Here is a 13,979-nt window from a genome sequence, read left to right as displayed (position 1 = left end):
ATGAGGCAATATCTCAGGCGATCTGGAGAATAGCGGCCTCGATCTGGGAGACCACGGTGGTGACCAATGCTGCATCGTCCGCTTCACCCATGACGCGGATAACGGACTCGGTCCCCGAGGCACGCACCACCAGCCGCCCCCCCTGCCCCAGCATGGCCTGACCATCGGCGATGGCGGCGATGACCTGCTTGTGCTCGAGCGGCTTGCCGGCCTTGAAGCGGACACTGCGCAGCAATTGCGGAACCTTGGCGAAGCGCGCGCAGATCTCGGAAATCGGATGCTCCTGCTGCTTGAGCACGGCCAGCAATTGCAACGCCGCGACCAGACCATCGCCCGTGGTGGTGAAGTCGGACAGGATGATGTGCCCCGACTGCTCGCCGCCCACATTGAAGCCTTTGGCGCGCATGGCTTCGAGCACGTAGCGGTCGCCCACCTGGGTGCGTTCCAGCGTCAGTCCCAGCGAGGTCAGATAGCGTTCAAGCCCCAGATTTGACATGACGGTGGCAACGATCCCCCCGCCCTGCAGCATTTCGCGCTGCATCCAGCTTTCCGCGATCACCGCCATGAACTGGTCGCCATCGACCACATTGCCCTTTTCATCGATGATGATGACGCGATCGGCGTCGCCATCGAGTGCAATGCCGATATCGGCGCGCATCTCACGCACCTTGGCCGCCACGGCGTCCGGCGCTGTGGAGCCGACCTTGTGGTTGATGTTGTAGCCATCGGGCTCAACGCCGATGGTGATGACTTCCGCGCCCAACTCCCACAGGGCGATGGGTGCGACCTTGTAGGCCGCGCCATTGGCGCAATCGAGCACCACGCGCAGGCCCGACAAGTCCACGTTTCGCGGCAGGGTGCGCTTGGCATATTCGATGTAGCGGGTGCGGGCTTCTTCGTCGCGATGCGCCCGGCCGATCTCCATGCCATGCGCCAAAAGCGAGCGGCTGTCGCCATCGATCAGGCGCTCGATATCGGCTTCCACCTCATCGGACAGCTTATAGCCATCGGGGCGGAACAGCTTGATGCCGTTGTCGTCATAGGGGTTGTGCGAAGCCGAGATCATGACGCCAAGATCTGCGCGTAGCGAGCGGGTCAGCATGGCAACGGCGGGCGTCGGCATCGGGCCCAGCAGATAAACATCCATGCCCACGGCGGTGAACCCGGCGGTCAGCGCGGTTTCGATCATGTAGCCGGAGCGGCGGGTATCCTTGCCGATCACGACGCGATTGCGGTGCTCGCCGCGCACGAATTTCTTGCCGGCAGCCATGCCGATTTTCATGGCCAGTTCCGGGGTCAGCTTGTCGCCATTGGCGAGCCCGCGAATACCATCGGTACCGAAATATTTCCTGACCATGATCTGCCCTCTTCGTCCGCCATTCCGGCGACTCTAGCGATTATACGTTAACGCCGCTTCACGGCGAAATAACGGATAAGCGCGCAATGGAAAAGGGCCGCCTTGCAGCGGCCCTATAATCTTATATCCAAACCAGAAGCCACAATGTCATTCCCGCGAAAGCGGGAATCCCACTTTTGTGGGGAAGTGAGGTTCCCGCTTTCGCGGGAATGACTCCGAGCAAACTCGCAGTACCCTAACTACCCGGCTGTGGCTCGAGCCCGCCTTCGGGGGGCGCATCGGGGCGCTTCTTGCCCAGCTTGCCGGCAGATGGAACGCCGCTCGCCTTGTTGGTCGGGCCGTTATCATCTGGCCGCACAGGCTGCTTACCTTCCATCAGGGCGCGAAGCTCGTCGCCGGTCAGCGTCTCGAACTCAAGCAGTGCCTGGGCAATCGCTTCCCATTCATCGTGGTAGGTGGTGAGGATGTCCTTGGCGGACGCTTCACCATCCTCGATCAGCTTGCGCACTTCCTGGTCGATGATGCGGGCCGTGTCATCAGACATATGCTGGGACTGCGTCACCGAATGGCCGAGGAACACTTCCTGGTCATTGGACTTGTAGCGCACGCGGCCAAGCTTTTCGCTCATGCCCCATTCCATGACCATAGAGCGGGCCAGATTGGTTGCCATCTGGATATCGCCGGAGGCGCCAGAGGTGACCTTTTCCGGGCCGAACTTGATGATCTCAGCCTCGCGGCCACCGAACAGCATGGTCAGGCGGGCAAGGGCCTTTTCGCGGGAGAACGAATAGCTGTCGCTCTCGGGCAGGGTCATCACCATGCCCAGTGCACGGCCGCGCGGAATGATCGTCGCCTTGTGGATGGGGTCGATGCCCGCAACCTTGAGCGCGATGATGGCGTGGCCAGCTTCGTGATAGGCGGTCAGTTTCTTTTCGTCCTCGGACATCGCCATGGTGCGGCGCTCGGCGCCCATCATGATCTTGTCCTTGGCGTCTTCGAACTCCTGATGGGTCACGAAGCGCTTGTTCTTGCGCGCCGCCATCAGTGCGGCCTCGTTGACGAGGTTCATCAGGTCAGCACCGGAGAAACCGGGGGTACCACGGGCAAGGACCTTGAGATCCACATCAGGGGCCAGCGGCACCTTGCGGACGTGAACCTTGAGCACCTTTTCACGGCCAGACACGTCCGGGTTCGGCACAACGACCTGACGGTCGAAGCGGCCTGGACGCAGCAACGCAGGGTCCAGCACGTCGGGACGGTTGGTCGCGGCGATCAGGATAATGCCTTCATTGGCCTCGAAGCCGTCCATCTCGACCAGCAACTGGTTGAGGGTCTGCTCGCGTTCGTCGTTACCGCCGCCAAGGCCGGCGCCACGCTGGCGGCCGACGGCGTCGATTTCGTCGATGAAGATAATGCACGGGGCGTTCTTCTTGGCCTGCTCGAACATGTCGCGGACGCGCGATGCGCCCACGCCGACGAACATTTCAACGAAGTCGGAACCCGAAATGGTGAAGAACGGCACATTGGCTTCGCCGGCAACCGAGCGGGCCAGCAGCGTTTTACCGGTACCGGGAGGGCCGACCAGCAGCACGCCGCGCGGAATACGGCCACCCAGGCGCTGGAACTTGCCTGGGTCACGCAGGAACTCCACGATTTCCTCGAGATCCTGCTTGGCTTCGTCCACGCCGGCAACGTCTTCGAACGTCACCTTGCCATGTGATTCGGTGAGCAGCTTGGCGCGCGATTTGCCAAAGCCCATCGCGCCGCCGCGGCCACCGCCCTGCATCTGGCGTATAAAGAAGAACCAGACGCCGATGATGACGATGAAGGGCAACCAGGACGACAGCAGGATCGACCAGAACGGGCTCGATTCGGGAGCCCGGGCGGTGATCGCCACATTCTTGTCTTCGAGGCGCGAGATTACGTCGGCGCCATCGGGCAGCACGGTTTCAAAGCGCGTACCATCGCGCAGCGAACCCGAAACTACGTTGTCGGTGATGGTAACGCTGGTGACCGAACCGGCTTCAACGTCGGTGACGAACTGGGAATAGCTCTTGTCAGAAACGGAAACCGAGCGGGTCGAAGACTGAAAGACCTGGAACAGGCCCATCAGCATAAAAAGTATGACCAGCCAGATGGCAAAGTTGCGGAAATTTCCGTTCATCAATTCCTGTCCCGGAGAGGCCGGCCGTTGGTGCCGGTACGTGCGCCGAATGTATGTCCGGCAATAGGGCGTTACAAGGGCAAGACCTGCGGTCGTTTGGCCTTCCCGTCCAGCCATATTGTCACGTTTGGGTTAATACGGCGTGGAATCGATGGTTCCATAGCGCAAGCCAAGACACCGCACGGGGTGTCCCGGCGGTTATCAGCGTGCACGTGGCGAGGCCCTGCCCCGGTAAGTTTTAGTGTGTGAGACAGAGCCTCGCCACATGCGATGGGATTTGCGGCGCGCGCGACTCTGGCTCCGGGCCGCCATAGACCCGGTAACACTTCCGCTTGCCTGCGGGGATCACGACATCCCCGCCCCATCTGGCAACGACACTAGCCGGTTCGCGCGACCCGCTGAGCGTGAGGTTGGTATCGGGGAGGATAGTATGTGGGAGATGGAGGGGGGAGAAGATGGATAGATTTGTGGGTGTGGAGAGAACCCCCACCTGACCTCCCCCTGGGAGGGGGAGGGATTAGCGCGGTGGGTGGGGAGATGTAATCAAAAACGCCATTCTGCCCTCGGGCTTGACCCAAGGGTCTCTCGTTGGTTGTGCCGTGGGGAGGGTGGCCCTCGGGTCGAGCCCGAGGGAAGCACGGTGGGTGGGTGAGATGGTGCGGCGCTTTCGGGACACAACCACATCGAGGTTGAGCAGGGACCGGAACCCCCACCCTTGATCCCTCCCCGCAAGGGGGAGGGAGATGACTGAGGGGGCGGTGCCCAGTCTGGGGCTCGCCGATGGGAAGCGTGTTACTACCCCGGCTGACCACTAGGCACTGCACTTGCGGTGTCATTAAAGCATTCGCCCAGTAGAGCTCATGGCCTTCTCAATCGATCAGCAGCTGCACCTTGATGCGCTCGTCGAACGACCAGCCGCCCAGTGATAGCACGCCGCCATCGGGGTCGCGCACGATGGGTGCGGTGCGGATGGCTTCGGCGGGGGCGGTGACCTTGAAGCCCAGGAAATCCTCGAGCCGGTGGCGGGGCAGGTAATCGGCGACGCTGGCGGTGAGGTCCGCGTGATCGGAGCCATTGATGATCAGAAACCGCTCGTCCCACACCAGCTCGCTGCGCGGCAGCAGCATGGCGTCGGGCGGGGCAATGCGGCCGGGCTCGCGGGCAATGGCGATGTCATTGTCCTTGAAACGGACGACGCAGCCCAGAACCGTGGTGGATTTGGGCAGACTGCCGTCGGCAATCGATTGGCGCAGGCGCTCCACCTGGCCCAGCGCGCGCGGCTTCTGCCGGCCGCCGACGATGTTGAGGACCCGGCTCAGCATTCGTGTGGAAATGGCGGGACTGAGGCCCAGAAAGGGCGCGAGCTCGATGCGGGCTGAGCCAAAACCATCGAGCCGGACCAGTTCGGTGAAGCAGGCATTGGCCATCTGCGCGATGGCGGCGTCGGCTTCCGCGATCCGCTCGGCAAAAATGGAGAGCGCCGCGGCGTCGAGGCCAAGTTCTGCGAAGGCGGGCATGGCCAGGCGCCAGCGTACCCGCTCATAATGCGGGTCGATATTGGAAGGATCTTCCGCCGGGGTGAGGCCCGCATCCTCCACCACCTGGCGCAGGGCCGCGGGATCGACATCGAGCAGGGGGCGGAACACCCGCACGCCTTCGACCTCGGCCAGCAACGACATGCCCTTGAGGCCCTCAATGCCGCTGCCATGGGCCATGCGCATGAGAACGGTCTCGGCCTGATCCTGACGGTGGTGAGCGGTGAGCAATACGCCGACACCATCCTGCGCCATGGCTTGCCCGATCAGGGAATAGCGTGCGCTGCGGGCGGCTTCCTGAACGCCGGTTCGGGGCTTGTCGCCCGACCATTGCAGCGCCGTCGCCTTTAGGCCCAGGCTTGTCGCGGTCTCGATCACCGTCGCGACTTCACGCGCTGCTTCGGGCCGTAGCCCATGATCGAGCGAATAGACGTGCAGGCGCGGACGTCCTGGAGCACTGTTCGCCCAGCGCTTGGCCAGCACCATCAGCGCCAGGCTATCGGCTCCGCCGGAAACGGCGAGCCCAATGGCGGGCTCCCCCTTTACCGGCGCAAAGAGCCGGTCGAGGTCGGCCGCGTCATCGAGGTCAAAGCTCAGGCGGGTGGGCATGCGGCTTTGGTCTTCTCCTGGGCAAGACGTGCGGCAAGCTCTGGCTCAAGGTCTGGATAATTGCCATCCACCTGGGCCAGGGTGCGGCAGGCGACTTCACGCTCCCCTACCCCGGCCAGGGAAACACCCAACTTGAGCAGCAATTCGGGCGCCACGTCGCTATCGGTCTTCTGCTGATAGGCCTTGAGTAGCACATCGGCCGCTTCGTTGTAGGCCTCGCGCTGCAACAAAGCCTCGCCCAGCAGGTTTGCCGCATCCTGCGCCTGCGGATTTTCGGGATAGAGCGACAGGAACTGGCTGAACTGGTCCTCGGCAAAGGCATAATCACCCTTGGCCAGGGCATCGGCGCCCGCAGCGAACTGCGCATCGGCGTCGGCATCGCCGGTGTCCTGCGGCGTCAGGTTGAGATCGAGCGGCTGGCCCGTGGTGAGATCGACCCCGCCGGATGCGCCCGTGCCGACCAGCGGATCGGCGGAATTGCCCAACTCGTCCGCTGGAGCCGAGCCGTCATCGAAGGTCGGGTCAAACTCTGCTTCGCCGGGCAGCGGTTGCACGCCCTGTGCCGGGATTTCGGTGGAGGGCACGCCGCTGGAGTCCTGCGGCAAGGCCTCGGGCTGCGTCACGCCGCCTGCTGGATTTGCCGCATCAGTTTTTCCCCCTGCACCGCCTTCCAGGGCGCTCAGGCGCGCTTCGTAACTTTCAGTGGTGCGGGTCAGCAATTCCTGCATCTGCGTCATCTGGAAGGTCAGGCCTTCGACCTGCCCGTTGACCGAGCGGAGTTGTTCTTCAAGCTGCTGGATGCGCAGCAGCAATTGCGCGGTTTCCTGCGACTGCGCCACATAGAGGCGCTCGGCGGGAGCCTCGCGGGTCGTCTCGGCGCTGTTGGCGAAGGGGAATTCGAATATTGCCGCATGGGCCAGCGTTGGCAGGGACAGGCCCAGTGCCAGCACAGTGGCGAGCGCACCCGTTTTGCGCGCCACGTCCATTTTCTTCTTGGTCAAATCAGCAGCCTCCAACGGCCCCGCCAAATGCGAGCGCCGGCTTGTTGCAAGCAGCCAATAAAGGCCAATTTTGGTCAAAAGAAAGCGCCCGGGCCAATTGGTGGCTCCGGACGCTCTTGCCTCCAGTTTGCACTGGATGGTGTCGGCAGCGCGGGAGGGCGCCGCCGTTTTACTTACTGGACGACGGTAACCGCACGGCGGTTCTGCGACCAGCAGGAGATGTCGTTACAGATCGCCACGGGGCGTTCCTTGCCGAAGCTCTGCGAGGTGATGCGCTGCTGGTTGACGCCACGCGACACCAGATAGTTCACGACCACCGAGGCGCGGCGGGCACCCAGCGCGATGTTGTATTCGCGCGTGCCGCGCTCGTCGGCATGGCCTTCGATCATGATGCGGTAATTCTGGTACTGGTTGAGCCAGGCAGCCTGCTTGTCGAGGGTGGCAGAAGCCTCTGGGGTGAGCGAGCTGGAATCGGTGGTGAAGAACACGCGATCGCCGACCGAGACGAGGAATTCCTGCTGGCTACCGGGAGCGCCACCGCCCGGACCCAGATTGCCAACGCCGGTCATGCCGACATTGCTGTTTGGCGTGCGCGAACAGGCCGCCACGACCACGACGAAAAGCAGCATCGCGGCAGCGCGCAATACGGTGTTGATGGGTGCGGTGATAACCACGGGGGAGGCTCCTGAAAGGCAACAATCTTAAGCACGACATTTACCGCACTTAATCTTAAGGCCGAGTTTGTCTGCGTGGTTAATGTTGCCTTATCGCGGCTCGAATGTGGCCGGAATCAAGGCTTTTTCGTGATGATGCTGATGTGCAACAGCGGACGGATGGGCGCGCGTTAAGGTTAAGGGTGGGGTGGTCGTTCAACGCGCTGCGATCAATCCATCTCCTGCGAAATGGACTACCTCACTCCCGCACACTCGTCGTCAATCCCGTATTCACGGCGTCATTCCCGCGAAAGCGGGAATCTCCTCTTGCTCCAGCACGAAAGTGGGATTCCCGCTTTCGCGGGAATGACGCCGTATGTGTGGGAAGGACGATATCAGGACCGCAACTTCGACCACGAAGGATCGGAGGCATAGCCTTCGGTGGGGATGGTGAGCAGGTTACGGCCCCAGATGTCGATGCTCTGCAGCTTGGGGCCGTCATTGCCGCCCGGGTCCTGGAAGAACATGATGACGCGACCGTTTGGCGCCCAGGTCGGGCCTTCCGCATGGTAGCTCGAATAAAGCATGCGCTCGCCCGAGCCGTCGGGGTTCATGATACCGATGTTGAACTGACCGCCCGACTGGCGGGTGAAGGCGATGAGATCGCCCTGGGGTGACCAGACGGGCGTCGAATAGCTGCCCTGGCCGAAGCTGATGCGGTTGGGGTTACCCCCGCTGGCGCCCATCATGTAGATCTGGGGCGAGCCGCCACGATCGCTTTCAAAAGCGATCCGCGAGCCATCGGGAGAATAGGACGGACCGGTGTCGATCGCTGCGCCAGAGGTCAGCTGCACCGGCTGGCCGCCATTGATGCCCACGGTATAGATATTGGTCGCGCCGCCCTGTTCCACCGAGAAGGCAACCGTGCCGCCATCGGGCGAAAAACGCGGCGCGAAGGTCATGGCGCCGACATTGGCGAGCCGCTGCTGGCGGCCGGTCGACAGCTGCAGCAGGTAAACCTGCGGATTGCCGTCGGCGAAGTTCATATAGGTGACCATGTCGCCATTGGGCGAGAAGCGCGGCGTCAGCGCCATGGTGCTGCCATCGGTCAGGTACTGCATATTGGCGCCGTCCTGATCCATGATGGCGAGGCGCCGCACGCGGTTGGCCTTGGGGCCGCTTTCGGCCGTATAGATGACGCGGGTGTCGAAATATCCCGTTCCGCCGGCCAGCGCGGAATAGATGGCGTCCGAGATGATGTGGCCGACCCGGCGCGCGGAATTGGGATCGGTGTTGTAGCTCTGCCCCACCACCTGCGCGCCCTGGCGGGTATCCCAGACGCGAACCGAGGACGAGATGGTGCCGCCGCGTTCGACGCCGCCCATGACGAGCGCATCGACATTGGCCGTGCGCCAGGTGTTGAAGTCCGGCGTCGCGTTGACGTCGCCGACCTGGATCGGCAGCGAGGCTGTATCGAGCGGCAGGAACAGGCCGGAGCGGGACAGATTGTTGCGCACGATCTCGGCGATCTCACGCCCGAAGGCCGGATCTGATGAAGCGAAGTCGGGAATGGCGATCGGCAGCGGGCGGAAATTGGCGCCCTCGACCGTGATGTTGAGCTGCGCATTTGCCCTGGAAGCCATGGCCATGGCCAAACCGCCTGCAAGACCTAACTTGAGGGCATTGCGCCGGGTGACAAAACTCATTTCAGTCTCCATTCCTTCCATTCGCGCACCATCCTGGGTCACGAACGTGCTGCCAATAAGTCACGGACGCAACGTGACGTTGATATTCTGCCATTGATCGTAGCTGGCGGCTGACAACATGGTGTACGGCCCGCATTGAGTAACCGCCCCCACTGCCTTCTGGGCAATGGTGATCGCTTCAGGTTGCTGGCTGACCGATACGATCTGCGCAGCGGAAACCAGTGAGCCATCCTGGTTGAGACGCATGTTCACCGTCACCTCGGCACCGCTCGCCTCTTCGTTGGGCAGCAAGTACCAGCACTGCTTGATCTTGGCGACGAGGGCGCCGATTTCGGTCTGGCTCAGCGTTGCCGAAGCGCCGGTCGTGTCGCCCAGGGTTGGCGCGCCGCCCTGCCCGGTCGTGGCGCCGGTGCTGTTGTCGCGATTGATGATGGACGAAATATCGTCAGCCAGTGAGGCATCGAGTTGGGCGGGCGCAGCCTGCTCGGCCTCGCGCTCGGCTTGCCTTGCGTCCTCGGCCTTCTTGCGCTCGGCAGCCTCCGCTGCAGCCTTGGCATCGGCCACGCGCTTGCGTTCCTCTTCCTCGCGCTCCCTACGTTCGGCTTCGGCGGCGGCAAACTGCTTGCGCAACTGGTCAAGATTGCTTGGCCGTGCGGCCGGCGCGGGCGCAGCGACCTGCGGGGTCTCGGGCTCAGGGGGCGTCGGCTCCGGCACCGGCTCAGGCTCGGGTTCCGGCTCTGGCTCGGGTTCCGGCTCTGGCTCGGGTGCAGGGACGGGTTCAGGCGCCGGCGTCGGGGTCGCTACCGGCGTGGGCCGTGACGCTGGCGTAGGCGCTGGTGCAGGCTGCGGTTCTGGTTCTGGCGCCGGCGCAGGCTCGGGTGGCGGCGCGGGTTCCGGTTCAGGCGTCGGTTCGGGAACCGGCTCGGGCTCCGGCGGCGGGGCTGCCTCGGGTTCGGGCGCCGTGTTGGTCACGGGAGCGGGTGTGGGAATGTCCGCTTCCGATGGCTCGGGCTGGTCCTGCTCGGTATTGCCGGTGGGCTGGGCGAGTTCGGCCGGCTGGTCGTCCTCGACAATGGAGGGCGTCTCGGTTTCCACGATCTCGCTGTCGAGCGAGCCCATGCGGATATTGTTGAATTCACTGACCGGCACCAGGTCGACCGCAATCGCATTCTCGATCGGCGTCAGAGGCTCGGCGAACCCAAGGTTCACCAAGCCGATGCCGATGATGGCGATGTGGGCGACAACTGAAACGGTAACGCCGGTGCGCATCGGACTTACCCTTACTGGTCCGGCTGCGTGATGAGGCCGATCTTGCTGTAGCCTCCGGCCGACAGCACGCCCATGACACGCATCACCGCACCATAATTGGCGCTGGTATCGCCGCGTAGGAAGATGCGGTCCTCGGCGCCATCGACGCCCAGGGCGGCGAGCTGCGCAACCAGATCCGCTTCCTGCACCGGCGTTTCGTCGATGAACACGGCCCCTTCAGGGGTGACGCCAACGGTGACCGGATCGGCCTGGTTGGGCATCGCAGCGGCCGAAGAGGTCGGCAGGTCGATAGGCACGCCGGCCGTCATCATCGGCGCTGCCACCATGAAGATGATCAGCAGCACCAACATCACGTCCACCATGGGCGTGATGTTGATTTCGCTCATCACCGCTTTCTTGCGGCCACGGCGGCGGCGTCCGCCGCCACCACCACCTGATGAAACACCCATAGCCATATCAGCGGCTCCGGGCTTCGAGCTGGCGGCTGAGAATGGTCGAGAACTCGTCGGCAAAGCCTTCCAGCCGGCCGATCAACTTTCCGGCATCGGCGCTCAGTTTGTTGTAGGCGATAACCGCCGGAATAGCGGCCACGAGGCCAATGGCCGTCGCGAACAGCGCTTCGGCGATCGGGCCAGCAACAACGGCGAGGCTGGTGTTGGAGGATGCGGCAATGGCAGTAAAGGCATTCATGATGCCCCAGACCGTGCCGAACAGGCCAATGAACGGGCCGGCCGAACCGATGGTGGCGAGAAAGCCCAGGCGCTTTTCCAGCGTTTCGCTTTCGCGTGCGATGGCGACGTCGAGCACCTTGTCCAGGCGCTGCTGCATGCCGACAAAGCTCGCGGCGTTCTGCTCGTGGCTGCGCTTCCATTCCTTCATGGCGGCGACGAATACCACGCCCAGCCCGCCCGAAGTGCGCTCGGACTGCTGCTGGTAGAGCTCTTCCAGCGACTGCCCCGACCAGAAGGTGCGTTCGAAACGGTTCATCTCGGCGGCCATGCGACGATAGGTGATGGACTTGTCGACGATGATGGCCCAGCACCAGATCGAGGCGCCGAGCAGGCCCAGCATCACTGACTTCACAATCCAGTCGGCGGCCCAGAACAGGCCCCAGATAGACAAGTCGGCGTGCGGAGCGGCCGCCCCCACAGCATCCATTGCTTCCATGAAGTGATCCTTTCGGCCCGGTTCCTATGCCCGACCCCTTAGCCTTAGGGCGATGGGGGCGAAATCTGTCAAAATTAAGAGAAATGCCGCGCAGGGCAGCCCTGAACGAGGCTGTTGCCGGACACGTGTTCGCTTTGCCGCAATTATGGTCAAGAAGAGGTTAATAAACCGACTCGGCTGCGAGGCTGTGCCGGATGTTGGAAACCTCATGGTGAGCCTGTCGAACCACGAGGTTTGAAACGCCGTATGTGCCACGACCTCGTCCTTCGACATCCTGAGCCTGTCGAAGGGTCAGGATGAGGTCTACAGTGGGATCGCGTTTGAGCCCCCGCCGAACCTCTCGACAATGCCCTTGGGCATCCGCGCCGGACCACCGCTGGTCTTGATTGCGACGACCGTGACGTTAGCCCGCGTCAGCACGGTCTCCCTACGCAGGATATGTTGGGTCAGCATCAGCCGTGCGCCCTTGACCGACGCAACCGCGGTTTTGACCACCAGAAGATCATCGATATGCGCCGCGGCATCGAACTGGATGTCCATGGCGCGAACCGCAAAGGCGATGCCTTGCTGGGCCAGTTCGCTATGGTGAATGCCCGCTTCGCGCAGCCATTCGGTGCGGCCGCGCTCGAAGAACTTGAGATAGGCGGCATGGTAGACATTGCCGGAAAAGTCGGTGTCTTCGTAGTAGACCCGCACCGGAAAGCTATGCTCGCTCATGCGCCGCCGCCCAGTTCGACAACGACGATCTCGGGGGGTGCGCCGAAGCGGATCGGCAGGCCGGAATAGCCCAGCCCCGACGAGACGATCAAATGCTTGTCATCCTCCACCATATGACCGTGGAGGAACCGCTTGCCGAAGCGGGAGGGGACGACCGGCGCGTGACCGAACAATTGCACCTGCCCCGCATGAGTGTGCCCGCTCATGGTGAGCGCCACACGCCGGGGTAGTTCGGCGAAAATGTCGGGCTCATGCGCCATCAGCAGCAGGGGCTCATCGGTCGTGACCTGCGTCAGTGTGGCCGGTAAATCATCGACGCCATGGCCGGTCTGCTGGGCCGAACCGTGCGGCAGATAGGCGTATTGGTCGCCCAGTCCGGCCAGCCAGAAGCCCTGCCCGCCATGCTCGAAGCGCTTGGCCCGGTTGATATAGACGGGAATGCCGACCGCCGTCAGCGCCCGTTCCACCGCCGTGGGGACGCCCTTGGGCTGGTGGTTGTAGTCGTGATTACCCAGCACCGCATGCACGCCCAACGGCGCCGACAGCGCCTTGAGTGGAGCCGCCCATTGCCCCTTGGGCGGCGTGCTGAACCGGGGCCCGGAAAGATAGTCTCCAAGCAGGACGATGAGGTCGCCACCCAGCCCGTTGGCCTGGGCACATATCGCTGCTACCCGCTTGGCGTTCATGAATGGTTCGCAGGCGTGGAAATCGGTCAGCATGACGATGCGCAGCTTGAGCTGGCTTGGCCACCCCGCAATCTTTGGCGCATAGCGCGTGACGCGCACCACCGGCCTCAAGCGTCGCTCTCCGGCTCTTCGAACAGGCTCGACTGCATCCCGATGAATCCCTGCGGCACCACGCGGCCCAGGTGCTGGAAGGCCAGCCCCGTCAACATGCGGCCGCGCGGCGTGCGCTGGATAAAGCCCTGCTGGAGCAGGTAGGGTTCAACGATTTCCTCGATCGCATCGCGCGGCTCGCTGAGCGCAGCGGCAATGGTTTCGATGCCCACCGGGCCGCCATTGTAGAAATCGGCAATGGTGGTGAGATAGCGCCGGTCCAACTGGTCCAGCCCGCGCGCATCCACATCGAGCCGCAACAGCGCCTTGTCGGCAATGGCACGGGTTATTTCGCCCGAGCCGTCGACCAAAGCAAAATCGGTGACGCGGCGAAGCAAACGCCCGGCAATGCGCGGCGTGCCTCGGGAGCGGCGGGCAATCTCCATCGCTCCATCGGGTGCCATCGGCATGCCCAGCAACCGCGCGCCGCGCGTGACGATCTGCACCAGCTCCTCGGGCGTATAGAAATTGAGCCGCACCGGAATGCCGAAGCGATCGCGCAATGGCGTCGTCAGCAATCCCGCCCGCGTCGTCGCCCCAACCAGGGTAAACCGCGCCAGATCGATGCGCACCGAACGCGCCGCCGGCCCCTCCCCGATAATCAGGTCGAGCTGGAAATCCTCCATCGCGGGATAGAGCACTTCCTCGATCGCGGGATTGAGCCGGTGGATTTCGTCGATGAACAGCACGTCGCGGTCTTCGAGATTGGTCAGAAGCGCCGCAAGATCACCCGCCTTGGCGATCACCGGGCCCGATGTCGCGCGGAAGCCCACCCCCAGCTCGCGCGAGATGATCTGCGCCAGCGTGGTCTTGCCCAAGCCAGGCGGTCCGACGAACAGCACGTGGTCCAGCGCCGCGCCGCGCTGCTTGGCGGCCTTGATGAAAACCTCAAGATTGGCCCGCGCCGCCGCTTGCCCGACAAACTCGGAAAAGCCGGTGGGCCGCATGGACACATCGAGCGTGTC

The 13,979-nt window shown here is 63.3% G+C and carries 12 protein-coding genes; all 12 read right to left on the bottom strand.

What is annotated here, in order from left to right:
* Positions 1-13: 13 nt before the first annotated feature.
* Complete coding sequence (glmM, locus tag C8264_RS03435) at positions 14-1,357, bottom strand: phosphoglucosamine mutase (protein WP_108459568.1); 1,344 nt, start codon at positions 1,355-1,357, stop codon at positions 14-16.
* Positions 1,358-1,592: 235 nt separating this feature from the next.
* Positions 1,593-3,521, bottom strand: a complete 1,929-nt coding sequence (gene ftsH, locus C8264_RS03430; RefSeq protein WP_108459567.1) for an ATP-dependent zinc metalloprotease FtsH — start codon at positions 3,519-3,521, stop codon at positions 1,593-1,595.
* A gap of 869 nt (positions 3,522-4,390) precedes the next feature.
* The gene (gene tilS / locus C8264_RS03425) at positions 4,391-5,665 is read right to left on the bottom strand and encodes a tRNA lysidine(34) synthetase TilS (protein ID WP_108459566.1); all 1,275 of its coding nucleotides are present in this window, start codon (positions 5,663-5,665) and stop codon (positions 4,391-4,393) included.
* Positions 5,650-6,666 carry a tol-pal system YbgF family protein gene (locus C8264_RS03420; protein ID WP_162783436.1) on the bottom strand — a complete coding sequence of 339 codons (1,017 nt, stop codon included), beginning with the start codon at positions 6,664-6,666 and terminating at the stop codon, positions 5,650-5,652. The genes tilS and C8264_RS03420 overlap by 16 nt, the downstream gene beginning before the upstream one ends.
* A gap of 173 nt (positions 6,667-6,839) precedes the next feature.
* Positions 6,840-7,295, bottom strand: a complete 456-nt coding sequence (gene pal / locus C8264_RS03415) for a peptidoglycan-associated lipoprotein Pal (RefSeq protein ID WP_108459973.1) — start codon at positions 7,293-7,295, stop codon at positions 6,840-6,842.
* A 419-nt stretch (positions 7,296-7,714) separates the two neighbouring features.
* Positions 7,715-9,025, bottom strand: coding sequence for a Tol-Pal system beta propeller repeat protein TolB (tolB, locus tag C8264_RS03410; RefSeq protein WP_245892920.1), 1,311 nt, complete (start codon positions 9,023-9,025; stop codon positions 7,715-7,717).
* A 60-nt stretch (positions 9,026-9,085) separates the two neighbouring features.
* On the bottom strand, positions 9,086-10,294 hold the full coding sequence (locus C8264_RS22350; RefSeq protein WP_205245608.1) for a hypothetical protein: 1,209 nt from the start codon (positions 10,292-10,294) through the stop codon (positions 9,086-9,088).
* 11 nt (positions 10,295-10,305) lie between these two features.
* Positions 10,306-10,743, bottom strand: coding sequence for an ExbD/TolR family protein (locus C8264_RS03400; protein ID WP_205245618.1), 438 nt, complete (start codon positions 10,741-10,743; stop codon positions 10,306-10,308).
* A gap of 7 nt (positions 10,744-10,750) precedes the next feature.
* Complete coding sequence (gene tolQ / locus C8264_RS03395) at positions 10,751-11,452, bottom strand: protein TolQ (protein ID WP_108459972.1); 702 nt, start codon at positions 11,450-11,452, stop codon at positions 10,751-10,753.
* Between the two features lie 312 nt (positions 11,453-11,764).
* On the bottom strand, positions 11,765-12,178 hold the full coding sequence (gene ybgC, locus C8264_RS03390) for a tol-pal system-associated acyl-CoA thioesterase (protein ID WP_108459562.1): 414 nt from the start codon (positions 12,176-12,178) through the stop codon (positions 11,765-11,767).
* The gene (locus C8264_RS03385; protein ID WP_108459561.1) at positions 12,175-12,975 is read right to left on the bottom strand and encodes a metallophosphoesterase; all 801 of its coding nucleotides are present in this window, start codon (positions 12,973-12,975) and stop codon (positions 12,175-12,177) included. Before C8264_RS03385 ends, ybgC begins: the two co-directional genes overlap by 4 nt.
* Positions 12,972-13,961 carry a Holliday junction branch migration DNA helicase RuvB gene (gene ruvB, locus C8264_RS03380; RefSeq protein ID WP_245892945.1) on the bottom strand — a complete coding sequence of 330 codons (990 nt, stop codon included), beginning with the start codon at positions 13,959-13,961 and terminating at the stop codon, positions 12,972-12,974. Before ruvB ends, C8264_RS03385 begins: the two co-directional genes overlap by 4 nt.
* Positions 13,962-13,979 lie beyond the last annotated feature (18 nt).

Source organism: Devosia naphthalenivorans, from assembly GCF_003056355.1.
Taxonomy (GTDB): domain Bacteria; phylum Pseudomonadota; class Alphaproteobacteria; order Rhizobiales; family Devosiaceae; genus Devosia; species Devosia naphthalenivorans.
This window is presented reverse-complemented; position numbering and strand designations above follow the sequence as displayed.

Excerpts from the sequence above, each read along its gene's own strand:
- ybgC (WP_108459562.1), bottom strand. The coding sequence starts at position 12,178 with ATGAGCGAGCATAGCTTTCCGGTGCGGGTCTACTACGAAGACACCGAC.
- tolQ (WP_108459972.1), bottom strand. The coding sequence starts at position 11,452 with ATGGATGCTGTGGGGGCGGCCGCTCCGCACGCCGACTTGTCTATCTGG.
- ftsH (WP_108459567.1), bottom strand. The coding sequence starts at position 3,521 with ATGAACGGAAATTTCCGCAACTTTGCCATCTGGCTGGTCATACTTTTT.
- tilS (WP_108459566.1), bottom strand. The coding sequence starts at position 5,665 with ATGCCCACCCGCCTGAGCTTTGACCTCGATGACGCGGCCGACCTCGAC.
- C8264_RS22350 (WP_205245608.1), bottom strand. The coding sequence starts at position 10,294 with ATGCGCACCGGCGTTACCGTTTCAGTTGTCGCCCACATCGCCATCATC.
- tolB (WP_245892920.1), bottom strand. The coding sequence starts at position 9,025 with ATGAGTTTTGTCACCCGGCGCAATGCCCTCAAGTTAGGTCTTGCAGGC.
- pal (WP_108459973.1), bottom strand. The coding sequence starts at position 7,295 with ATGCTGCTTTTCGTCGTGGTCGTGGCGGCCTGTTCGCGCACGCCAAAC.
- ruvB (WP_245892945.1), bottom strand. The coding sequence starts at position 13,961 with ATGCGGCCCACCGGCTTTTCCGAGTTTGTCGGGCAAGCGGCGGCGCGG.
- C8264_RS03400 (WP_205245618.1), bottom strand. The coding sequence starts at position 10,743 with ATGGGTGTTTCATCAGGTGGTGGTGGCGGCGGACGCCGCCGCCGTGGC.
- glmM (WP_108459568.1), bottom strand. The coding sequence starts at position 1,357 with ATGGTCAGGAAATATTTCGGTACCGATGGTATTCGCGGGCTCGCCAAT.